This is a genomic window from Streptomyces lincolnensis, assembly GCF_001685355.1.
Taxonomy (GTDB): Bacteria; Actinomycetota; Actinomycetes; order Streptomycetales; family Streptomycetaceae; genus Streptomyces; species Streptomyces lincolnensis.
The window spans coordinates 1,311,403-1,331,912 of record NZ_CP016438.1 but is presented as its reverse complement, the minus strand read 5'-3'; the positions used below and the strand labels follow the sequence as shown (position 1 = coordinate 1,331,912).

The following is a 20,510-nucleotide window of genomic DNA, read 5'->3' as shown; positions in this document are numbered from 1 at the left end:
CAGTCCGGTCGTCAGGTCGTCCGCGGTGCTACGCGAGCCAGAGCGAGCTGCGCCGATGGCGTGCCGGAGGTATGTCCACGGTGTCCGCGGCATCGAGCGCCAGTTCGCCGGTGGTGGCGTTCACCAGCCGCAGGAGAGTGCCCACTTGGGCCCGGAGCCGCTGTCGCGCCCGGCGCTCCTCCAGCGCGGACCACTCGGCGACGGAGCCGTCCCGCCGATGCCGGGGGAAGGAGTAGACGGCCACCGTGCGGCGGACACGGCGAGGTTGAGGCCTTCTGGACTCTCGTGTCGCGTCGGTGAAGCTCTGCGCGCTGTACCTGAGGTCGTGGAGGACCACGGAACGCCAGGGCTTTCCCGGTGAGTGGTCGGGTGTCTTCCGACTGCGTGAAGGGGGCAGATGGTGGGCGGTGCGGGTCACGGGACTCCGTTCGCGGCAACCGCCAGGTATCTCCTGGCGGGCTACCTGAAGCCCGTCGGCCCTGTCGAACGTGTGTTTCCCATAGGTGTCACCCTATCCCTGTCCCACCGGCCTCGGCGGGGTGTTCAGCTTGCGGGCGCGGAGGGCGCGGTCTTCTTGCGTGAGCGGTAGGCGGCCGCCTTGAACTTGTTGCCGCAGGACTCCATGCCGCACCACTGGCGCCGCATGCCCCGGGAGCGGTCGATGTAGACCCGGGTGCACTCGGGGTTGCCGCACTCCTTGATCAGAGGGACGTCCGGTCCGCCGAGCAGTTCCACGGCCTGCCGGGCGACGGTCGCCAGCGTCTGGGCCGGCGTCGCGTCGGTCTGCCGGCCCTTCGGGGCGAGTTGCGGCGTCACGGGGGCCTTGCGGGCGGCGGCGTTGACGACGGCGAGTGCTTCCCGGTCGAACTCCTCGCCGAGGCGGCGGTCGGTGACGAGCCGGTAGACGGCCTCGCGCACGGTGATCGCCCCGCGGACGTCGTCCTCCTTGCCGGGCGTGATCGTGTCCACGAGTCCGGACTCCAGATACCAGGCGTTCAGCCGTTCCGGCGTCACGAACATCTCGAACCGCGTCGAGCGCCGGGCGCGGAGGGTGGCCGCGAAGTCGAGGGCCGGGTGTCCGCATACGAAAACATGGTCGAGATTCACATCACCATCTTGACTGGTGACTATTGCGGGAGGCAAGGAGCGTCACCGTTGCGGGGAGGCCCCGCCCCTCCGGGCGGGGGCGTGAGCGCGCGTGCCTCGCCGTCACAGCCGGAGTTCGCGGCCCTGCCACCGTCGGCGCAGCCAGCGGTCGTGGCTGGCGACCACGATCGCACCCGGACCGGTGCCCAAAGCCGCCTCCAGCTCGTCGCACAGACGAGGGGACAGGTGGTTGGTGGGTTCGTCGAGCAACAGCAGCTGCGGCGGACGGGCCACCAGGAGCGCCAGCGCGAGCCGTCGGCGCTGCCCCACGGACAGCTGTCCGACCGGCTTGTCCAGGTCCGCCTCGTGCATCAGACCGAGCGAGCCCAACGGCACCTTCTCAGCCCGCTCCGGGCCCAGCGACAGCGCGTAGGTGTCGCTGACCGTACGGTCGGGACGCTCGAACTCGGTGTCCTGGGTGAGCAGCCCCACCGTCAGCCCGGGACGCCGGTCGATCCCGCCCTGGGCCGGGAGACGGCCGGCGAGCACGGCGAGCAGCGTGGACTTGCCCGCCCCGTTGCCGCCCGTGACCAGCAGCCGGTCGGCCGCCGCCACCTCCAGGGTGTCCAGCGCCAGCCGGCCCGGCACCCGCACGTCGGACAGGGACACCACGGGCCGCGGGCTCTCCTCCGCTCGGGCGGCGAGTTCCCCAGCGGCGAACCGCAGCGGCCGGGGCGGTTCGGCGACCCGGGTGCGCTCCAGATCCTCCAGCCGCCGGGTGGCGTTGCGGACCCGCCGGGAGACCTGGCTCTGCACCCGACCTCCCCGGTGGGCGTAGCCCATCTTCTCGTTGTCGCGCGGCCCCCGGTCCGGCGCGACCCGGTGCGCGGTCACCCCCGCCGCGTGCCGCAACTCCGCGAGCTCCTCCTGCTCCTCGGCGTACCGCCGCTCCCAGCGTTCCCGTTCGGCGTGCTTCTCGGACAGGTAGGCGCTGTAGTTGCCGCCGTAACGGACCGGGCCGTCCACCGCCGGGTCGAGGTCGATCAGGTCGGTGCAGACGGCATCGAGGAAAGCCCGGTCGTGGCTGGCGAGCACCACGGTCCCGGGCAGGTTGCGGATCTGCTCCTCCAGGAAGGCGGCGGCGCCGTCGTCGAGGTGGTTGGTGGGTTCGTCGAGCAGCAGCGCCGGCGGTCGCCGGACGAGCAGCGCGGCCAGGACCAGCCGGCCGCGCTGTCCGCCGGAGAGGGAGCCGAGTGTGCGGTCGTGCCCGAACGAGCTGAGGCCCAGGCCGTCGAGGACCAGGGCCGCGCGGCGGTCGGCGTCCCAGGACTCCCGGTCCTGGGCCAGCTCAAGGCGCCTGCCGTAGGCGTCGAGGAGCTCCTGGTGGCCGGGATCGTCCGCCGGGACGCGGCCGAGTTCCTCGCCGAGCCGGTCCAGCTCGGCGAGGTCCTCACGGGCCTCGCGCAGCGCGTCGTCCAGCACCGCGGCGATGGTCGCGTCGGCGTCGTACGGCATCTCCTGGTGCAGGAAGCCGAGTTCGGCGGGGCGGGTGACGCTTCCGGCGTCGGGTTCGTCGACGCCGGCGAGCACGCGCAGCAGGGTGGACTTGCCGACGCCGTTCTCCCCGATCAGGCCGATGCGGTGGCCGGGGGAGGCGGTCAGGCAGATGCCGTCGAGGACGCGGCGGCCGCCCAGGTTGCGGACGAGATCGTGGGCGAGCAGAGCGGGCTGGGGCACGAGTCTCCCTCACAGGTGGGATCGGTGGTCGACACAGGTGTGATCGGTGGTCGGCCCGCCGGGCACTCGGCCGCGGACGCGGGCCACTGGACAGGCCGGCGGCTCACACCGCGGGGGCTCCGGTCTCCGTGAGCGCGCTCTCCAACTGGCCCACGCCGGCCAGGTCGAGGTTGTTGGTCGGCTCGTCGAGCAGCAATACGTCGGGACGCCTGAGTAGTTGGGCGCGGATCACCTCGGCGACGGTGGGATCGCCGGTCAGGGGGAGGGTCTGCGGGAGGTACCCCAGGGTGCCGCCGACGGCCACCGAGGCGACGGCGGGCTTCAGTTCCCCGGCGATCAGCTTGAGCAGGGTGCTTTTGCCGGAGCCATTGGGTGCGACCAGGCCCGTGCGGCCGGTGGCCACGGTGAAGGACAGGTCGTCGAAGACCGGAGTGTCGTCCGGCCAGGCGAAGGAGAGATGCGAGCAGACGACGGCGGCGTCGGACATGGAGAAGACCTCAAGAAGGCTGCGGGCGGACAGACTCCCGCCCTGGGCAGACGTGGGCAAAGGGGTACGACGAACCGGCCACGTCGGCGGCGCTCCTGAAAGCGCGTCCGGTGGCCGTCAGATCCGGATCTCACCCGGAGATGTCGTCTTCACCCACCACGTCTGTGTCTCCTCGATGCACGAACAACGTCCTCGGGAGCCTAACAGCCACCCCGCTCGTTCGGCAGGTGCCCTCGGAGGGTTGGAGGGGCGCTCCAGCTGGCGAGGAGGGCGAGGGTCTGTGCGGAGGGGGAGCCGGGTTCGGCGGTGTATACGCAGAGGGCCTGGTCCGGGTCGGACGGCAGGGTGAGAGTCTCGTGGTGCAGGGCGAACTCGCCGACCAGCGGGTGGTGGAAGCGCTGCGTGCCGTAGGCGCACAGGGCCACGCGATGGCTGTCCCACCAGGCGCCGAACTCCGGCACCTTGACGATCGCCTCGCCGATGAGTTCGTTCAGCCGGGCGTCGTCGGGGTGGCGTCCGGCCACCAGGCGCAGATCGGCGACGACGCGTTCGGCGACCTCGTCCCAGTTCGTGTACAGCTCGCGGGCGGTGGGGTCGAGGAGGACGTAGCGGGCGAAGTTGCGGTCGCGGTAAGGCAGTTCGTCCCAGTCGGTGATCAGGGCCCTGGCCAGCGGGTTGGCGGCCAGTACGTCCTGCCGGTGGTTGGTGACGAAGGCCGCGGTGACGCCGTTCAGGACATCGAGCATCCGGTGCACCTCGGGCCGTGCCCGCTGCACACGTTCCGGACGGCGGTGACGCCGTGAGCGGGGCGTGCGGGGGCGGGCGAGGTTGAACAGGTGGTCGCGTTCGTCGTCGTCCAGGCGCAGGGCGCGGGCGACGGCGTCCAGGACGGCCTCGGAGACGTGCGGGTGGCGGCCCTGTTCGAGGCGGGTGTAGTAGTCAGCGCTCACCCCGGCCAGGCTGGCGACCTCCTCGCGGCGCAGGCCCGGTACCCGGCGCACGCCCCCGCCCGGGACCACACCCGCGTCCCCCGGGCTCAGGCGCGCCCGGCGGGTGCGCAGGAAGTCTCCCAACTCGGCGTTCCGGTCCATCCCTCCAGTATTCGCGCGGGGCGGGCCCGCCATCCCGCCCAGGGTGGCCCAGCCGGACCCAGGCACGGCTGGGCCACTTGTGCGGACCGACCCGCCTTCCGGCGGCACCAGCCTGGAGAGCACGACAGTCCCGAAGTACGGCAGTCCCGGAGTACGGAGCACCCCACCATGCCCTTCATCGTCCACGTCCTCGGATTCGCCACGTTCGCCCAGGGCACCTCGGAGTTCATGCTCTCCGGGCTGCTGCCCGCCCTGGCCGCAGACCTGGATGTCTCCCTGTCCGAGGCGGGCCTGCTGGTCTCGGCGTTCGCCGTCGGCATGGTCATCGGCGCACCCCTGCTGACCCTGGCCACCCTGGGGCTGCCCCGCCGCGCGGCGCTCGTGGGCTTCCAGGCGGTGTTCGTCGCCGGGCACGCGGCCGCCGCGCTCGTGCCGCACTTCGGCTTCCTGCTCGCCATGCGGGCGGTCACGGGCATGGCGTACGCCGGGTTCTGGGCGCTGGCCTCGGTCACCGCGGTCTCCCTCGTGAGCGCCGACCGGCGTGGGAAGGCGATGTCCGTGGTCGTGGCCGGGCTGAGCCTGTCCATGATTCTCGGCGTTCCGGCCGGCACCCTGCTGGCCCAGCACGCGGACTGGCGGGCGGCGTTCTGGGCGGTGGCCGCGACGACCGCGCTGTCCGCGACCGCGGTACTGCTCGCCCTCCCCGCCGGGCGCGACACCACCGCCGCGCGGCCGGGGCTGCGGACCGAACTCCGGTCCCTGGCCGTGCCCCGGCTGTGGAGGGCCTACGCCACCACCGCGCTGACGATCTCCGCCACCAGCGCGGTCTTCTCCTACCTCGGCGCCCTCCTGGAGGACGTCACGGGCATCCCGGAAAGGCTCGTCCCGGTGGTGCTCGGACTGTACGGAGCGGGTGCGCTGGCCGGCCTCATCGTGGGCGGCCGCACGGGCGACCGGGCTCCCTTCGGCGTCCTCCTGACCGGCATGGGCACGGTCGCGGTGGTGGCCGCCGCACTCGCGCCGACCGCGGAGATCCCCGCGGTGGTGATCCCGCTCGTGGTCCTTCTCGCGGCCGGCGGATTCGCCACCAACCCGGCGGTCAACGCCCGGGTGTTCGGCATCCTGGGCGAAACCAGGACGCTCGGCGGGGCGATGAACATCGCCGCCTTCAATGTCGGCATCGCCGTCGCTCCCTGGGTCTCGGGCCTGGCCATCGACGCGGGTCCCGGCCCGGCGGGCATCGGCTGGGTCGGCGCGGCCTTCGCCCTGGCAGCACTCGCGAACACCCTGCTGGACCGGCACCTCACCCACCGCCATCGGCGTACGACGTCCCGCTCCGCCCCGACCGCCGTCGACGGGGCCCGGGCCACCACCGTCTCCCTATACGCCGGCCACGACCGGCCGTTGTGACGCGTCGTCTCGGACATGAGCCGGTGGTGAGGGTGGGGGAGCGGCTGCGACCGGTTCCCCACTCCCGTGGTTCAGGCGGACCGTCCTGGTGTCCGGGGGTGGCGGCCATGCCGTGACGCGGACGGCCCGATCGCTCCGGTGTCGTCGACGCGGAAGGTCGGTAGGCACGCCGGGCGATCGAGGCCGACGCGACCGTGGTCGCCGACCCCTCCCGGAAGCGGGACGAGGCCATCGCCGAACCGACCGACGGCCAGGGCGTCGACATGTGCCGTGGACCCGGTGGCGGCCCGCGCCTCGGCCAACTGATCCGGTCCGTCCGCCCGCACGGGACGGTCGAGTCCGTGGAGGCAGGTGTTCACACCGACCCCGACAAGGAGACCGCCCGTTCGGGAGCCGACCGCGCCTGCTCAGTCGGTGGCCGCGGTGTTGACCGCTTCGCGCCCCAACTCGCCTGTTCCAGCCGCTTCGCGCGCTGGTGGACCGTACCCGACCAGGGGACGGAGCGGTGCAGGCTCGGCAGCGTGCCGCTCGCGGAGAGCAGGCCGATCACCGTCGCCGTACGGGCATCGGGCTCCACGCCGTCCACCAGCGCCGCGCGCACCCGCCCCACGAGGGCCTCCGCGTGCCGGGTGTCCGCGGCCCGCGTGACCGTCGTGCGGAACACGTCCAGCGTCTTCTTGTCCTCCCGGCGCAACAGGCCCCGCTCGACGAGCCGGTCCAGCACGGCGCCGCCCAGGGTGCATGAGCCCTCTTCCCGTTCCCACCGGTGCGGCTACCGACGAATCAGCAACTTGCCTACCAGGAAAGTAAAGGGTAACTTTCCCAGTGGGAAAGTAAAACGGGAACGGGAGGGCAAGAGCCGTGAGCACGCCGGTGGACGCCGAACAGGCATGGCGGGATCTGCAACGGATCCGAGTGCCGCAGGAGCGGGTGTACGACGAGATCGAGCGGTCCGCGGCGGACGACTCGGGCACCACTTGGGCCACGGCCGCGCTCATGTGGCTCTTCCTGGCCGGTCTGGGGCTGGACCTGCCCGGGTGGGGCGTGGCGCTGGCCATCGTGGCGTACATCGCGGTGCTGAGCGTGCTGGGCGTGATCCGCAACCGCCGCAGCCGGGTGCGCCTGCACCACACCCGCTGCACCCCGAGGATGGCCGGCACCTTCTTCGCGGGCGCGGCGGTGACCGGCGGCACGACCCTGCTGTCCGGCCGGCTGCTCGATCACCTGGAGCCGATGTCCGGCAGTCTGATCCAGGCCACCGTCTCGGCCGCGGTGTTCGTGCTGTTCGTGGGGCCGACGAGCCGCTGGGCGGCCAGGTCGGCGCGGGACCACGGCGCACGGACCGCCGACGCGCAGGAAGCGGGCGAGGACCGATGAGTACGCCCGCCGGCTTCGACGAACTGATCCATCCCGCCACCCGGCTGTCGGTGGTCGCGCTGCTCGCCGCGACGCAATGGGCGGACTTCGCGTTCGTCCGCGACAGCCTCTCGCTCAGCGACTCCGCGCTCTCCAAGCAGTTGCACACCCTGGAGGAGGCCGGATACCTGGAACTCCACAAGGAGGGCGGCGGCCGCAACCGCCGTACCCGGGTGCGGCTGACGGACCGCGGCCGCACCGCCTTCGAGGGGCACGTCGCGGCACTCCGGGCGATCGTCGAGGGTTCCCCTCCCCAGGCGGCGACCGGGACACCACCAGGACGGCCACACCATTCGGGGGCAGGACGATGACGCCGAAGCACATATCCGACCGACCCGTCGTCCACGCGCGCGACGTGACGATGACATACGGCGACACGGACGTCCTCCACGGCGTCGACCTGGACATCCAACGCGGCGAGGTCTTCGCCCTGCTCGGGCCCAACGGTGCCGGGAAGACCACCACGGTCGAGATCCTGGAGGGCTTCAGGCGGCGCTCCGCCGGGGAGGTGAGCGTCCTCGGCGCGGATCCGGAGCGGGGCGACGACGCGTGGCGCGGCCGGATCGGGCTGGTCCTTCAGTCCTGGCGCGACCACCGCCGCTGGCGGGTCGGCGAACTGCTGACACACTTCACGACGTACTACCCCGACCCGCGCGACCCGGCCGACCTGCTGACCCTGGTCGGCCTCACCGACCAGGCCGGCCAGCAGGTGGACCGGCTCTCCGGCGGGCAGCGTCGGCGACTCGACGTCGCGCTCGGCATCGTCGGCCGCCCCGAACTCCTCTTCCTGGACGAGCCGACCACCGGCTTCGATCCGGAGGCGCGGCACGAGTTCCACGTCCTGGTGGAACGACTCGCCCGCGACGACGGCGTCACCGTCCTGCTCACCACCCACGACCTGGTGGAGGCCGAGCGGCTCGCCGACCGGATCGCCATGCTGGTCGGCGGCCGGATCCGAGGCTGCGGCACGCCCGCGGAACTGGCCCGGCGGGCCGCCGCCCAGGCCGAGGTCCGTTGGACGGACGACGACGGGACACCCCGCCGCGAACGCACCGAGGACCCCTCACTGCTGGTCTGGGAACTCCACCGGCACGCCGACGGCCCGATCGCCGACCTGGAGGTCCGCCGCCCGACGCTGGAGGACACCTACCTCCACATGGTGAACCACGAGGCCGCCGGAGCGGACGCGGCCGCGAACGAGGAGGTACCGGCCGCATGAGGAGGACCCCCATGACGAACAGCTGGCGTGCCGGGCTCCAGCGCGGCGGCATCGAACTGCGGCACCTGCTGCGCAACGGCAAGGAGATGTCCGGCCATCTGGTCAACGTGGTCGTCGTGCTGCTCGTCGTCGCCTACGTCGGCGACGACGTGCCCGGCACCCGGACCCCGATGGCCCATCTGATGCTGGCGGGCTTCGCCGCCTACCTGCTGTTCCAGGTCGGGCTGATCAACCTCCCGCAGATACTCGTGACCGAGCGGGAGGAGGGCACCCTGCTGCGGCTGCGCGCCACACCCGGCGGGATACCGGCCTACCTCGTCGCCAAGTGCCTGCTGGTGGTCGCCATGGCGGTCGGCACGCTGGCGGTGCTCCTGGCGGCCGCGGCGCTGCTCGTGGACGGGCCGCTGCCGCACGGGCCGGGCGGCTGGCTGACGCTGGCGTGGGTCACCACGCTCGGACTGCTGGCCGTCGTACCGCTCGGCGCGGCCGTGGGCGCCGTGCTGCCCAACCCCCGTGAGGCGCTGGCGTTGATCATGCTGCCGGCGCTGGCGCTGCTGTTCACCTCGGGGACGATGTTCCCGTTCACCTCGCTGCCCGCGCCGGTCCAGCAGGTGGCCGCGGTCTTCCCGCTCAAGTGGATGGCGCAGGGCCTGCGTTCGGCGCTGCTCCCGGACGCGGCACGGACCGCCGAGGTGGCCGGTTCCTGGGAACTGCCCCTGGTGGCCCTGGTCCTGACCGCCTGGGCGGTCTTCGGGTTCCTCCTCGCGGTCCCGCTGCTGCGCCGAGCCGCCCGCCGCGAGTCCGGCTCCCGCCTGGCCGCACGGCACCGCAAGGCGGAGCGGAGCGGCGCGCCGGCCGCGTAGTGGCCGCAACGACCGCCAGTACGGGCCTGTCCGGCGGAACTCGCCGGACAGGCCCGGTCCCGCGAAGGGTTCAGCGCTTCAGCGTGAAGGTGAAGTCGCCGGAGAGCCTGCCGCTCAGCCGAACCGCCGAGACAAGCTTCCCTTCCCTGATCAACCTGTCGACATCGGCCCGTGAAAGACCGCACCCCTCAGCGACCACGCGCACCGGCCGGACGGGAATCCGCGCCGCGAAGCGGACCCGGACGTCGATCACCTCGCGGTCGAGATGGTCCGTTCCGCCGGTGTCGAGGCGCCAGGCGCCCTCCCAGTCGAGGGCGATGCGGTTACGGCGCCGCACGACCGGATCCTGGAGCAACTCCGCTGCCAGGCCAGGGTCGTTGTCGTGCAGCCGGTCCAGCAGCTCAGGCCGTACGGAGCGCACGTTCGTCCGCTCCAGGACCGTGATCTTCGTGGTCGTCCCGCAGGTGGTGCAGAGCGCGAGGAGCCAGACGTCGAGGAGCTTGTGGTTCGCGTTGACGCGAAATCTGCCGTCGGTCCGGAAACGCTCGGACGCGCACGTGTGGCAACGGCGGCGAACGAGCGGCAGGCAGGTGGGCATGACCACCCAGTTTTCGAGCACAGAAGTACACCGGTTTCAGTGAGAAGTCCGCAGCAAAAAGCAGCGCGACGCACCTGCGCGACGCGCGACGAGTCAGCTCTCGGGAGGTCTCACACGGTGTACAACGGCACGTCCTTTCCTGGACGACTCGGTTCGGCACCACCGTAGGGGCGGCCGGCGGCACGGCTCCAGTCGTTTTCGATCCCCTCAAAGGAGGTCGCGTGTACGGGCGTTGGCGAGGCCGGGGACCGGTCCCGCGAGCGATCCGTACGGTGTGTCTCGGACTCGGGCCAGGACGTAGCGGGCAGGGCAACGCCAGGGAGGATCTCGTGAGCGCAAAGACGGCCGTCGGCTTCGCCATGGTGCTGGCGCTCGCCCTGGCGGGTTGCTCCGGCCAATCCTCTGCCCAGAGTGGAACTGGGGGAGCGCCACGGACGTCCGCCCCGGCTTCCTCCGGCCCTGCGGCGACGACCACCGCGTCCCCCGGCGTCGACGCCACGTCCGAGGTCTGCCAGCTGGTGGACACCATGGCGTACGACCAGCTGTTTGCCATGGCCCTGGCCCTCGGCGACGGGAAGAAGAAGGATCCCGCGCTGCGGGCCGATGTCGCGAAGACCTACCAGGACTTCGCCGACCGTCTAACCCTGATCGCGCCGACGGCCCACGGGAACCTGCGCCCGGCACTGACGGAGTGGGCCTCGGCCGGCACCACGGTGGCGCGCTTCATCGCCGAGAAGAAGCCCCGGCCCGGCATCGTCATCGACTATGGACCCACGGAAGAACGATGGGACGCGGCGCAGAAAGCCACCGAGAAGATCTGCGGGCACAGCCTTCCCGACCTCGACGAAACCACGGCCTCGCCGTGAGCCGACGGGCCCGATAGCAGGCCGGCACTCGCCGGTTCAGCGCACGCGCCTGCGTCGCGTCCCTGACCGGGCGCGCACACATCTGGGACCGGATGGTGGCCATCTTCCCGCTCTACCTAGAGCTCACCGCCGTCGTGTCCTGACGGTCCGCCCGGCCGGCGCGGGTCGGGCGTCGCGCGCCCGGTTCAGGGGTGCCGGTGGTCGCCCGTGGACTCCCGGGCGACCACGGAGAACCGGGAGACGAACTCCTCCGGTTCCGTCCCGAGGTCCGGATGTTCGATCCGGTGGGCCAGGAGGGCGACCGCGCGCTCGGCCATCGTGTCGTGGTCCGGGTCGACGGTGGACAGTGCGGGGACGAGGAACTCGCTCTCGTCGACGTTGTCGAAGCCGATCACCTTGACCTGGTCCGGCACGTGCACACCGGTGTCGGCCAGGCCCCGCAGCACGCCCATGGCCACGGTGTCCGTCACGCAGAACACGCCGTCGAAATCGAGCCCGCTCTCGACCATCTGCCGGGCGCACCGGGCCCCATCGGCCATGGTGAACGACGTCAGGCACTGCTCCAGAGCCGGGTCCGGGGGCAGACCCGCGCTCTCCAGAGCCTGTAGGTAGCCGGCCCGGCGCAGGCTCGACACGTCGATGTCCTCGCCGACCGGCCCGCGCAGGAACGCGACGCGCCGGCAGCCCCGTTCGACCAGGTGGTGTGTCGCCGCCCGGGACGCCTCGACATTGGGCATGGCGACATGGTCCACGGGGCCCCCGAAGATCCGCTCGCCCAGGATGACCACCGGGTGGTCCACCTTGAGCCACTCGGTGTCCTTCGGACCCATGCCCACGGTGCTCAGGATGAGGCCGTCGTACATGCGGTTGCGCGACAGGGACAGGGCCGCCAGTTCGTTCTCCCGCCGCGCGCGGGTCTGCTCGATGCTCACGTGCAGGCCGAGCGGCGCGGCGGCGTCGACGATGGCGGCGGCCAGCCGGCCGTAGTAGGGGCGGTTCACCTCGGGCACGGCGAGACCGATGGTGCCGGTGCGGCCCTTGCGGAGGTTGCGGGCGGAGACGTTGACCCGGTAGTCGAGCCGGGTCATCGCCTTGAGGACCTTCTCCCGCGTCGCCTCGCGCACGTTGGGGTGACCGTTGATGACGTTGGAGACGGTCATCGCCGAGACCCCGGCCGCCTTCGCCACGTCCTGGATCGTCGCCATGGTGGTCAGGTCAGTGAGGCCTGGACGGTGACGAAGGAGTGGGGCGGCAGGGTGAGGGCCAGGCCCTGGTCGGTGGTCTTCAGGGCGTCGAAGGGGCGCGGGGCGACGGCCGCCGAGGCGTCCGGGGTGTTGTGGGCCTGGATCCGGTCGGCCGTCAGGATGCGGGCGACCGGCTCAGCGATGCCGCCGCCGCGCAGATCGAGGGTCACCTCGGCGGGCTCCTCGGCGTCCAGGTTGGACAGGGAGACGAGCACCTTGCCGTCCTTGACGCTCGCCGAGGCGGACACGGTCTCCAACTCGGTGTCGCCGACACGGCGGTGGGCGTCCCGGGTGCGCAGGTGCACGGCGAGCGACGTGGCGTCCTGATGGCCCTTGTTCATCTCGAACACGTGGTACGTCGGGGTCAGCACCAGCGCGTCGCCGTCGGTGAGGATCATGGCCTGGAGGACGTTGACGGTCTGGGCGATGTTGGCCATGTACAGGCGTGCGGCGTGCTTGTGGAAGATGTCGAAGTGGGTGGAGGCCACGAGTGCGTCGCGCAGGGTGTTCTGCTGGAACAGGAAGCCCGGATTGGTGCCCGGCTCGACGTCCCACCAGGTGCCCCACTCGTCCAGGACCAGACCGACGGTACGTCCCCGGTCGTAGAGGTCCATGACCGTGGAGTGGCCGGTGAGGATCTCGTCGATCTTCCGGGCCGAGACCATCGTCCGGTAGTAGTCCTCGGTGTCGAAGCCGGTCGCGCTGCCCTTGGCCTCCCAGGGACCGGACAGCGTGTAGTGGTGGACGGAGATGCCCTGGAAGAAGGTGCGCGGGGTGGCCTCGCAGCCGAAGCAGTTGATCTGCTCCATCAGGGTGCGGGTCCACTGGTAGTCCGCGCCCGAGGCGCCGGAGGCGATGCGGTACAGCGTGTTGTCGCCGTGGTCGCGGCAGTACGTGGCGTACTGGCGGGCCAGGTCGGCGGAGTACTCGGCGCGCATGTTGCCGCCGCAGCCCCAGGTCTCGTTGCCGATGCCCCAGAACTTCACCCGCCACGGCTCCTCGCGGCCGTTGGCCTTGCGCAGCCGCACCATCGGGCTGTCGCCGTCACGGGTGAGGTACTCGACCCACTCGCTCATCTCCTGCACGGTGCCGGAGCCGACGTTGCCGCTGATGTAGGGCTCGGTGCCGAGGAGTTCGCACAGGGCCATGAACTCGTGGGTGCCGAAGTGGTTGTTCTCCTCGACGTTGCCCCAGTGGGTGTTGACCATGCGGGGGCGCTGCTCGCGGGGGCCGATGCCGTCCTTCCAGTGGTACTCGTCGGCGAAACACCCGCCCGGCCAGCGCAGGTTGGGGATGTCCAGGGCGCGCAGGGCCTGGACGACATCGAGGCGGATGCCGCCCTCGTTGGGTATCGGCGAGTCCTCACCGACCCAGAAGCCGCCGTAGACGCAGCGGCCGAGGTGCTCGGCGAAATGGCCGTAGAGGTGTCGGCTGATCGTCGGGCCCTCGATGTCGAGGTTGATGACCGCGGTGGCGTCCGGCACGTGAGGCTCCTGGGAGAGACGGTTTGTATCGATAAAAATCGCCTACGGGCGGGATCCGGGTCAAGAGGTGGGCGCGCGTTGATCGGGCTCGGGGTACGGCGCCGCCTCTCGCGTCGCGGAGGCCCGGCGCCGCGATTTATGATGATCGGATGCTGAAGTTCACTGATGTCATCCTCGACTGCCCCGACCCCTGGAAGCTGGCCGGGTTCTACGCCGAGCTGCTGGGCTGGGAGATCAACACCGACATCAGTACCGAGACCTGGGTCAACCTGCGCAACGACGGCATCGAGCTGTCGTTTCAGCAGGTGGACAACTACCAGCCGCCCAGCTGGCCGGGCCAGGAACATCCGCAGCAGTTCCACCTCGACTTCGAGGTGGACGAGTTCGAGCCCGAGCAGCGCCGGGTGACCGAGCTGGGCGCCACCTTCCAGAAGAGCTTCGTCGGCGAGGCCGGCTACGGCTGGCAGGTCTACACAGACCCGGCCGGGCATCCGTTCTGCCTGTGCCGCAACCGTCCCCAGACCTGATTCCGTTCATACGCCACCCCAGGGCGCACGAGCGGGGGCGGACGGCGCAGGGCCGGGAGCAGGCGGACGGTTCGCGTGCGCCCTGTCCGGCCACCCGTCGGGCGCCTACCGTGGCGCCACGGCCCTGCGGAAGGGATGCGGCAGGGCGGAACCTCCTGTGGTCACCGGCCGTCCGGCCCTGCCGCCGAACCGGTTCCGGCGCAGCGGCTTCCAGGGCGACACGCGCGCCGACGACCACGCGCGACACAGGAACCACCCGTGAACACCCGTGAACCACTCGTGAACCACTCGTGAGTCCGCTCGTGCCGAGCCATCGCGAGCCCGCGGCACGAGCGGGCGTCGAACGCTTCCGTGGAGGCAGCTGTGTTCCGACCCCGCATCGCCCTGATCGCCGACCCCACCTCGCCCGAAGGCTGCCGCGAGTACCTGGCACAAGCCGTCGAACTCCTCACCGGCACACCCCCGGTGAGGATCGACGCACGGCACTTCGCCACCGGCGGATCGGGCCACGCGGTCCCCGAAGGGGGACGCTTACGCCTGCGGGTCCCTGAGCAGGACCTGGACATCACGCCCGACGCGGTCGTCCTCTACGAGATCCCGCCCCACCGGCGCCGCCCGCTCGCGGACTTCCAGCGCCTGCTGCGGCGCCACGACGTGGTGACACTCGCCGGGGACCCCGACGCCTGGCGGGCGGCGACCGAGAAGAACCTGACCGTGGCACGCCTCGCCCGGGACGGAGTCGCCCAGATGGACACCGTCGTCCTGTCCCGGCCCGGCCGCCAGGAGGCGATGGCCGCCTTCGACAGGCTCGGTCGGGACACCTGGGCGCGGCCCGTCGTCGGCACCGGCGGCGACGACACCTTCCACCTCACGACGGCGACGGCACTCGACCGGGCGATCGACTTCTACGCCGGGCGCGGCACCGACTGGCTCCTGTCCCGGGACGCGGGGAACATCACCGCGGAGGGCCACCGCCACCAGTTCCGCGTCTTCGTGCTGGGGGAGCGGATCGTCCACGCCAGGGAGCACATCCAGCCCGCGACGGAGACCCCCTGCAACACCTGCCGGGGAGCGACGCCGGTCCACATCGACCCCGAGGACCTGCCCACGCGCCTGGCCGAGCTCGCCGTAGCGGCCACCGCGTCGGTCGGACTGCCCTTCGCCGGCGTCGACCTGGCCGTCGAGAACGGCGGAGTCGTCTTCGAGGTCAACGTGCACCCGGCCTTCATCGACGGCGAACTCGACGCCGTGGCCGTTCCGTACATCCGGGCGCACCTCGACGCGCTCGCCTCGGTCGAACGCGGGCGCCGAGCGGTCGCGGCGCCGGTGCGGACCGCCCTGGGGTGAGCCGGAGCCGGGACGGCCGACCGGCCGGTTCCGGGGGAAGGGACCTCCCGGAACCGGCCGGCCCGACCGTCGGTGGGTCAGAACCAGCCGGTGCACTCGATGGCGCCGCCCGGGCCGTTGGTGCCGCAGGCCCGCATCACGAGGCCGGCGTCGTTCCACTGGGTGGTGTACGCGTCGTTGCCCGAGGTGATGGTGGTGAAGCCGAGCATCGAGTCCCAGGTGTGGCCCCCGTCGGCGCTGCGGTCGACCCAGATCTCGTCACCGACGGTGCCGCCGATGATGCGGCCCCAGGCGCACTGAGTGGTGCTGTTGTAGCGCAGCTCCACGGTCCGGCCGAAGACGGGGGTCGACTTGGCCGTCCAGGCTCCCGCGGAGTCGGGCGCCGTACCGTCGCCGCAGGACGTGTTGTTCTCCGCGCCTGCCAACGTGCCCCCGATCTCAGGGTAGTTGCCGCACGACGGCACGTCCTTGAGCAGCGCCGGCCCTTGTACGAAGAGGTTGCTGATCCAGCTGTGGTAGTCCGGCAGGAACGACCAGACGTTGTTCACCATGCCGTCGAGCGTGGCCCGTTCGCCCACCCGTTGGCACAGCACCCGCACGTGCACGGAGATGCCGTTGCCGTTGGTGAAGTTGATACGGCTGCCCGTGTTCGAGTCCTGCCGCAGGTTGGGCTGGCCCCAGGTCTTGTGGAGCCCGCCGCGGCCGTCCCAGGACCAGACCTGCGGTGTGACATCGGCGTGCGGGCGGAACGCGCCCTGGAAGCGCTCCCAGCGCGCGCTGATGGAGTTTACCTGGATCTTCATGCCCGACTGCGGTGCCTCGACCATCATGCCGTTGCCCAGGTAGAGCGCGACATGCGTCGGGCCGAAGCCCTCACGGCCGAAGTACATGATGTCGCCGGGCAGCAGGACGCCCGACCCCTGCGACTTCAGGAACTTCGTGTGCGCGTACCCCGGCGCCGCGAAGGTCGCCTGCGTGGTGCGCTCGGTGATGAGGTCCCGGCCGGTCGCCTTGTACCAGGCCCAGCGCACCAGACCGATGCAGTCGAAGCTCCAGTACGTCGGGTCCGAGGCCGATTCGAGGGGGGACGTGCGGTCGATCATGCCCTGACTCGGACCGGGCACTCCCTGGGCGTGACCACCACCCCAGGCGTACGGCTGACCGACGTACCGGCACGCGACCTCGACGGCCGCCTGCGCCGCGGGGCTCGCACCGGACTGGAGTACCGCGCACCCCGGGGCCGCGGCCGCGGGAGTGGCCGCGACGGCCGGCAGGCCGAGACTCACCACCGTCACGAGCGTGGCCACGAGGAGCCGTACCCGGCGACCCCACGAGCGCTCTCCCCACCCTGTTCTCCCGGGGCCTGTTCCCCCGGGTCTCGTTCTTCGGGTTCCTAGGATTCGGTGAAGTCTGACGATCACGGTTCTCCCCCTGGTCTCGGTGGACTTCCGTCAACGTACGGACTCCACCGGCCCACCGGTCCCTGTCATCTGTCAGGATGCGCCCGGCCGACGACTGGTCGGGGTGCTCGGGAGCGATCACCGCGTGATGTGGAACTCGTTCCCGGCCGCATCGAGGAACTCGCCCGGTTCCCGGTCACGGCGGACGACCTCCAACCGGAGCCTGTTGCGCGCCGTCTTCGGCGCGGCGGGCGGCCCCATCACCAACGAGACCGTGCTGCCGGGGCTCCGGCGCAGCCGCACACCCCAATCGTGGGACTCGACCACCGGCCAGCCGGTCTGGGCCTCCCAGAAGGCCCCCTGCGGGGAGCAGTCCGCCTCGGTGACATCGAGGCAGATCGCGACGAGACCGGAGTCGGCGAGCACACCGGGGTGACCGGGACGCAGCACGCAGAACTCGTTTCCCTCCGGGTCCGCCAGCACGTCCCACGGAACGTCCCCCTGCCCGATGTCGACCCGCCTCGCACCGAGTGCGAGCAGGCGCGCCACTTCCGTCTCCCAGTCCGGCCCCCCGGCCAGGTCGAGGTGGAGTCGGTTCTTGTACGTCGCTTTCGGCTCCGGAGCCGGCACGAACCGCAGCCGCAGGCCGCCCGTCCGGCCCCGCGTCGCCTCCCGCCAGAAGCGGTCCATGCGCGCGACATCCAACGCGTCGATCACGATCCCGGTCAGCATCCGGTTCCCCCGCCAGGCCGTTGTGTGCGGACCGGGCCAGTATGGCCCGACACGGGTGATCGCCCGGATGCGTCGGCGGGCCGGCGCCGTGGGGGAAACGCCGGCAGGAGCCTCAGGACGTGGGCGGGTCCAGTCGAGGCTTCAGCCGGACCTCGGTCACGCTCACGCCCTCCGGAGCGCCGAAGGCCTCGACCATCACACCCAGGTGGGTATCGGTGACCTCCAGGGCCAAGTGCTCGGCCCCCACCCGCAGGTCGAGTCGTGCCACGGGTTCGCCCGAGAAGTCCGGCATGCGGTGGATCCGCGCGGCCGGGTAGCGCAGGCTCGTCAGCTTCGTCCGCATGTCCTCGTACGTGGCCGTGTCCGTGCCCGAGAAGGCCTTGCTGATGCGCAGGGCGTGCTTCCCGCCGGCGCACTCCTCTGCCGTGGTCAGCGGCACGTCGTCGACCAGGATCGGCAGGGTGGAGTCGGGGGTCGGATCCGCTGCCGTGCCGTCGGCCGTGGAAGCCGCTGCGACATCGTGGGCGCTGCTGCTGGAGACGTCCGGGGCACAGCTCTGCGAGATGAGGCTCGCCAACTCGAGGAACCGTGTCTCCGCGCCGTCGTTCGCCGCGGCGACACCGGCAGCGGGGACTTGATCGGCGGTGGCGTTCTGCGTGCCGAAGCCGGCCAGGACGACGACGCCGCCGAGCGCGGCCGCCAGCAAGGGCTTCGGGAAGGAAATCGATCGCATGTCCGTATAGTGAGGCTCCCGGTCGTCGTCCACATGAGTACCCGTACTCAATCCGACGGAGCGTCAATTCACCGGCGCCACCCGCGTGTTGGCGGGTGCTCGGCCTCAGTCGGCGGACTGGGCCCCGGGGCCGTCCGGACCCACGGAGAACAGCGTGTTGCCCGCCATGGCCACGACCGCGTCCCGGACGAGGGTCACGCTGGGCGCCCAGTCCTGTGAGGCGTCCCCCAGGGCGTCGACGGCGGAGGTGCGCCACAGCGCCCGTCCGGTGCTCAGCTCCATGGCCAGCACGCGGCCGATGCGGTTGGAGAAGTAGATCCGGTCGTACGCCGTCGACAGGACCGGCTGCGACAGGCCCTCCATGCCGGTGGACCGTTGCCACAGCTGCTTGCCGTCGGTGGCGGACACCGCGGTGACGGTTCCGTTGGTCTGGGCGAAGACCACGACGTCGTCGCCGAGCAGGGTCGGCGCGCCGCGCAGGGTGCGGGGCAGCGGCACGGGACGGACGGCACCGGTACGCGGGTCGACCCGCAGCAGTGTGGTGTACCGGCGCTCGCTCTCGATCTCCCCGTCCTGGTTCGCCGCCGCCGCGGGCTGCGCGTAGACAGGTTCGCCCCCGGACTGTCCGAGGCCCTTCGAGCCGATCGGCAGGGCCGCGAGTCTGTGCGCCGTGCCGTCGGCCGGGTCGAGGCGCAGCAGGGTGACCGGGACGTGACCGGGTTCGCCGGCGATCGTGCACTCGGCGTAGGGAACGCCGGCCAGGGACAGCGGGTCGCAGAACGCCGCCTTCCGTGACTGCCACAGCTTCTTCCCCGACGTGTCATACGCGATGAATCCGCCGATGTCGCCCGTGGTCGTCAGCAGCCCGCCGTCGAACACGACCGAGTCGTCGTTCGGGGTCTCGCGCGCCCAGAGCCGTTTCCCGGTGCCGGTGTGCACGGCCGCGGTCCGGAACTCGCCCCGGGTCTGCTCGGCGACGTACACGACTCCGTTCCGTACGCCGAACGGCGTCGAGTTCTGCACGGAGTCGCCGGACCTCCACAGGACGCGGCCGGTGGCGGCGTCGACCTTCGCGACGGTGAAACCCTCGCCGCCGCAGTACAGGACGGTGCCCTCGGACACGCATCCCGGTGGGCCGGAGTCCATCATCGTGTCGGACACGGAGCTCTGGCGGAGCGTGGTCTGCCAGGGCTGCCAGCCGGTCGGCAGGGAAGCGGTACGCACGGTGTTGTGGGTGTCACCGCTGAAGGCGTTGACCGCGGCGAGACCCAGCCCGGTCACGGCGACCGCTGTGCCGACGGCCGTGAGCGCGTACGTGAGCCGTCGGCCACGGCGCTTTCCGGGCCGGCCTCCGTGGGTGACGGGTTCGGTGGAGGCGCCGGGGATCGCGCGGCCGGCGGTGGTGTCGGCGCGGGCCGGGGGCGCGATACGGGGGATGTCGTCGGTGGAGGCGGTCTCGCCCTCCGGCAGCGTGCGGAACCATTCGTGCAGTTCCGTCAGGCCGGGGCGGGCCGCCGGGTCCTTGTCCAGACAGCGTGCGGCGATGTCGCGCAGCGGCTGCGGGACCTCCTCCAGCGCCGGCTCCTCGTACATCACCTGGTAGCCGGCCATGTACGGCGTGTCCGCGTCGAACGGTCCGTTGCCGGTGGCCGCGTAGACCAGCAACGAGCCCAGCGAGAACACGTCGGAGGCGGAGGTGACGTCGCGCGGCGAGCGCAGCTGCTCCGGCGACATGAACGGGGGCGTGCCGATCACATTGCCCGTCACGGTCAGCGTCTGGTTGTCGGCGGCGCGCGAGATGCCGAAGTCGATGACCCGCGGGCCGTCCTCGGCCATCAGCACATTGCCCGGCTTCAGATCACGGTGCACCACCCCGGCTCGGTGGATCTCGCGCAGCGCCTCGATGAGTCCCAGCGCCAGGAGGCGCAGCTCCGGCCCGGTCACCGGGCCGTCGCTGTCCACCTGGGCCGCCAGACTCGGGCCCGGTACGAACATCGTGGCCATCCACGGCTGTTCGGCATCCGGGTCGGCGTCCACGACAGGTGCCGTGAACGCCCCGCTGACCCGCCGGACCGCCGCGATCTCCTGCCGGAACCGGACGCGGAACTCCTCGTCCTCGCAGAGCTGGGGATGCACCAGCTTCACCGCGACCCTGCGTCCGGCGGCCGAGCGGCCCAGGAACACGGTGCCCATGCCGCCGGCGCCGATCCTGTCGAGCAGGGCGTAGCCCCCTACGGACGCAGGATCACCATCTCGCAACGGCATGGACG

The 20,510-nt window shown here is 71.5% G+C and carries 20 protein-coding genes and 1 pseudogene; 8 read left to right on the top strand and 13 right to left on the bottom strand.

Translation table 11 applies throughout. The features are described 5' to 3' along the window. Nucleotides 1–28: 28 nt before the first annotated feature. From SLINC_RS05935 to SLINC_RS05915, 5 genes and pseudogenes are all read right to left on the bottom strand, one after another. Entirely contained in the window at nt 29–418 is a 390-nt protein-coding gene (locus SLINC_RS05935) for a hypothetical protein (RefSeq protein ID WP_225988260.1), read from the bottom strand. A 125-nt stretch (nt 419–543) separates the two neighbouring features. Further along, entirely contained in the window at nt 544–1,107 is a 564-nt protein-coding gene (locus tag SLINC_RS05930) for a CGNR zinc finger domain-containing protein (protein WP_067427628.1), read from the bottom strand. Between the two features lie 102 nt (nt 1,108–1,209). Next, the gene (locus SLINC_RS05925; protein ID WP_067427626.1) at nt 1,210–2,823 is read right to left on the bottom strand and encodes an ABC-F family ATP-binding cassette domain-containing protein; all 1,614 of its coding nucleotides are present in this window, start codon (nt 2,821–2,823) and stop codon (nt 1,210–1,212) included. A gap of 130 nt (nt 2,824–2,953) precedes the next feature. After that, nucleotides 2,954–3,310, bottom strand: a pseudogene (locus SLINC_RS05920) (ATP-binding cassette domain-containing protein); the annotation flags it as partial. Between the two features lie 200 nt (nt 3,311–3,510). Next, the gene (locus SLINC_RS05915) at nt 3,511–4,401 is read right to left on the bottom strand and encodes a helix-turn-helix transcriptional regulator (protein ID WP_067427622.1); all 891 of its coding nucleotides are present in this window, start codon (nt 4,399–4,401) and stop codon (nt 3,511–3,513) included. Between the two features lie 168 nt (nt 4,402–4,569). Between SLINC_RS05915 and SLINC_RS05910 the strand changes: the two genes are divergently transcribed. After that, nucleotides 4,570–5,811, top strand: coding sequence for a Cmx/CmrA family chloramphenicol efflux MFS transporter (locus tag SLINC_RS05910; RefSeq protein ID WP_067427620.1), 1,242 nt, complete (start codon nt 4,570–4,572; stop codon nt 5,809–5,811). A gap of 355 nt (nt 5,812–6,166) precedes the next feature. Here the strand turns inward: SLINC_RS05910 and SLINC_RS05905 are convergent, their stop codons facing one another. After that, nucleotides 6,167–6,535 (bottom strand): GOLPH3/VPS74 family protein, encoded by a 369-nt coding sequence (locus SLINC_RS05905; protein ID WP_225988259.1) that lies wholly within the window; start codon nt 6,533–6,535, stop codon nt 6,167–6,169. A 137-nt stretch (nt 6,536–6,672) separates the two neighbouring features. Here SLINC_RS05905 and SLINC_RS05900 point away from each other — a divergent pair, with 137 nt between their 5' ends. Genes SLINC_RS05900 through SLINC_RS05885 form a run of 4 tightly spaced genes read left to right on the top strand, consistent with a single transcriptional unit; the run spans nt 6,673 to nt 9,309 of the window. Continuing rightward, a complete protein-coding gene (locus SLINC_RS05900) occupies nt 6,673–7,188 on the top strand; it encodes a hypothetical protein (RefSeq protein ID WP_225988258.1) in 516 nt (171 codons plus the stop codon). After that, nucleotides 7,185–7,538: a transcriptional regulator gene (locus tag SLINC_RS05895; RefSeq protein WP_067427618.1), complete on the top strand. Its 354-nt coding sequence runs from the start codon at nt 7,185–7,187 to the stop codon at nt 7,536–7,538. Before SLINC_RS05900 ends, SLINC_RS05895 begins: the two co-directional genes overlap by 4 nt. Next, nucleotides 7,535–8,446 carry an ABC transporter ATP-binding protein gene (locus SLINC_RS05890; RefSeq protein ID WP_067427616.1) on the top strand — a complete coding sequence of 304 codons (912 nt, stop codon included), beginning with the start codon at nt 7,535–7,537 and terminating at the stop codon, nt 8,444–8,446. Before SLINC_RS05895 ends, SLINC_RS05890 begins: the two co-directional genes overlap by 4 nt. An 11-nt stretch (nt 8,447–8,457) precedes the next feature. Further along, complete coding sequence (locus SLINC_RS05885; RefSeq protein WP_067427614.1) at nt 8,458–9,309, top strand: ABC transporter permease; 852 nt, start codon at nt 8,458–8,460, stop codon at nt 9,307–9,309. Between the two features lie 70 nt (nt 9,310–9,379). Here the strand turns inward: SLINC_RS05885 and SLINC_RS05880 are convergent, their stop codons facing one another. After that, nucleotides 9,380–9,928 (bottom strand): DUF1062 domain-containing protein, encoded by a 549-nt coding sequence (locus SLINC_RS05880; protein WP_067427613.1) that lies wholly within the window; start codon nt 9,926–9,928, stop codon nt 9,380–9,382. 308 nt (nt 9,929–10,236) lie between these two features. On the opposite strand from SLINC_RS05880, the gene SLINC_RS47895 reads away from it, so the two are divergent. Next, nucleotides 10,237–10,773, top strand: a complete 537-nt coding sequence (locus SLINC_RS47895; RefSeq protein WP_152038973.1) for a hypothetical protein — start codon at nt 10,237–10,239, stop codon at nt 10,771–10,773. 185 nt (nt 10,774–10,958) lie between these two features. Here SLINC_RS47895 and SLINC_RS05870 read toward each other — a convergent pair whose 3' ends face one another. Beyond that, the gene (locus SLINC_RS05870) at nt 10,959–11,978 is read right to left on the bottom strand and encodes a LacI family DNA-binding transcriptional regulator (protein ID WP_067427609.1); all 1,020 of its coding nucleotides are present in this window, start codon (nt 11,976–11,978) and stop codon (nt 10,959–10,961) included. A 5-nt stretch (nt 11,979–11,983) separates the two neighbouring features. After that, nucleotides 11,984–13,501 (bottom strand): alpha-N-arabinofuranosidase, encoded by a 1,518-nt coding sequence (locus tag SLINC_RS05865; protein WP_067427607.1) that lies wholly within the window; start codon nt 13,499–13,501, stop codon nt 11,984–11,986. A gap of 149 nt (nt 13,502–13,650) precedes the next feature. Here SLINC_RS05865 and SLINC_RS05860 point away from each other — a divergent pair, with 149 nt between their 5' ends. Further along, the gene (locus tag SLINC_RS05860) at nt 13,651–14,028 is read left to right on the top strand and encodes a VOC family protein (protein ID WP_067427605.1); all 378 of its coding nucleotides are present in this window, start codon (nt 13,651–13,653) and stop codon (nt 14,026–14,028) included. A gap of 363 nt (nt 14,029–14,391) precedes the next feature. Then, nucleotides 14,392–15,375 carry an ATP-grasp domain-containing protein gene (locus tag SLINC_RS05855; protein ID WP_067427603.1) on the top strand — a complete coding sequence of 328 codons (984 nt, stop codon included), beginning with the start codon at nt 14,392–14,394 and terminating at the stop codon, nt 15,373–15,375. A gap of 77 nt (nt 15,376–15,452) precedes the next feature. On the opposite strand, the gene SLINC_RS05850 is transcribed toward SLINC_RS05855, so the two are convergent. The 4 genes from SLINC_RS05850 to SLINC_RS05835 form a co-directional block, all read right to left on the bottom strand. Next, complete coding sequence (locus SLINC_RS05850) at nt 15,453–16,682, bottom strand: NlpC/P60 family protein (protein WP_067427601.1); 1,230 nt, start codon at nt 16,680–16,682, stop codon at nt 15,453–15,455. A 231-nt stretch (nt 16,683–16,913) separates the two neighbouring features. Then, entirely contained in the window at nt 16,914–17,507 is a 594-nt protein-coding gene (locus SLINC_RS05845) for a VOC family protein (RefSeq protein ID WP_067427598.1), read from the bottom strand. A gap of 112 nt (nt 17,508–17,619) precedes the next feature. After that, nucleotides 17,620–18,240, bottom strand: coding sequence for a hypothetical protein (locus SLINC_RS05840; RefSeq protein WP_067445065.1), 621 nt, complete (start codon nt 18,238–18,240; stop codon nt 17,620–17,622). 105 nt (nt 18,241–18,345) lie between these two features. Continuing rightward, on the bottom strand, nt 18,346–20,505 hold the full coding sequence (locus SLINC_RS05835) for a protein kinase domain-containing protein (protein ID WP_067427596.1): 2,160 nt from the start codon (nt 20,503–20,505) through the stop codon (nt 18,346–18,348). Nucleotides 20,506–20,510 lie beyond the last annotated feature (5 nt).

What these genes read in the sequence shown, in the direction of transcription:
- SLINC_RS05840 (WP_067445065.1), bottom strand. Translation starts at nt 18,240, where the DNA reads ATGCGATCGATTTCCTTCCCGAAGCCCTTGCTGGCGGCCGCGCTCGGC.
- SLINC_RS05845 (WP_067427598.1), bottom strand. Translation starts at nt 17,507, where the DNA reads ATGCTGACCGGGATCGTGATCGACGCGTTGGATGTCGCGCGCATGGAC.
- SLINC_RS05910 (WP_067427620.1), top strand. Translation starts at nt 4,570, where the DNA reads ATGCCCTTCATCGTCCACGTCCTCGGATTCGCCACGTTCGCCCAGGGC.
- SLINC_RS05890 (WP_067427616.1), top strand. Translation starts at nt 7,535, where the DNA reads ATGACGCCGAAGCACATATCCGACCGACCCGTCGTCCACGCGCGCGAC.
- SLINC_RS05895 (WP_067427618.1), top strand. Translation starts at nt 7,185, where the DNA reads ATGAGTACGCCCGCCGGCTTCGACGAACTGATCCATCCCGCCACCCGG.
- SLINC_RS05835 (WP_067427596.1), bottom strand. Translation starts at nt 20,505, where the DNA reads ATGCCGTTGCGAGATGGTGATCCTGCGTCCGTAGGGGGCTACGCCCTG.
- SLINC_RS05885 (WP_067427614.1), top strand. Translation starts at nt 8,458, where the DNA reads ATGACGAACAGCTGGCGTGCCGGGCTCCAGCGCGGCGGCATCGAACTG.
- SLINC_RS05860 (WP_067427605.1), top strand. Translation starts at nt 13,651, where the DNA reads ATGCTGAAGTTCACTGATGTCATCCTCGACTGCCCCGACCCCTGGAAG.
- SLINC_RS05870 (WP_067427609.1), bottom strand. Translation starts at nt 11,978, where the DNA reads ATGGCGACGATCCAGGACGTGGCGAAGGCGGCCGGGGTCTCGGCGATG.
- SLINC_RS05915 (WP_067427622.1), bottom strand. Translation starts at nt 4,401, where the DNA reads ATGGACCGGAACGCCGAGTTGGGAGACTTCCTGCGCACCCGCCGGGCG.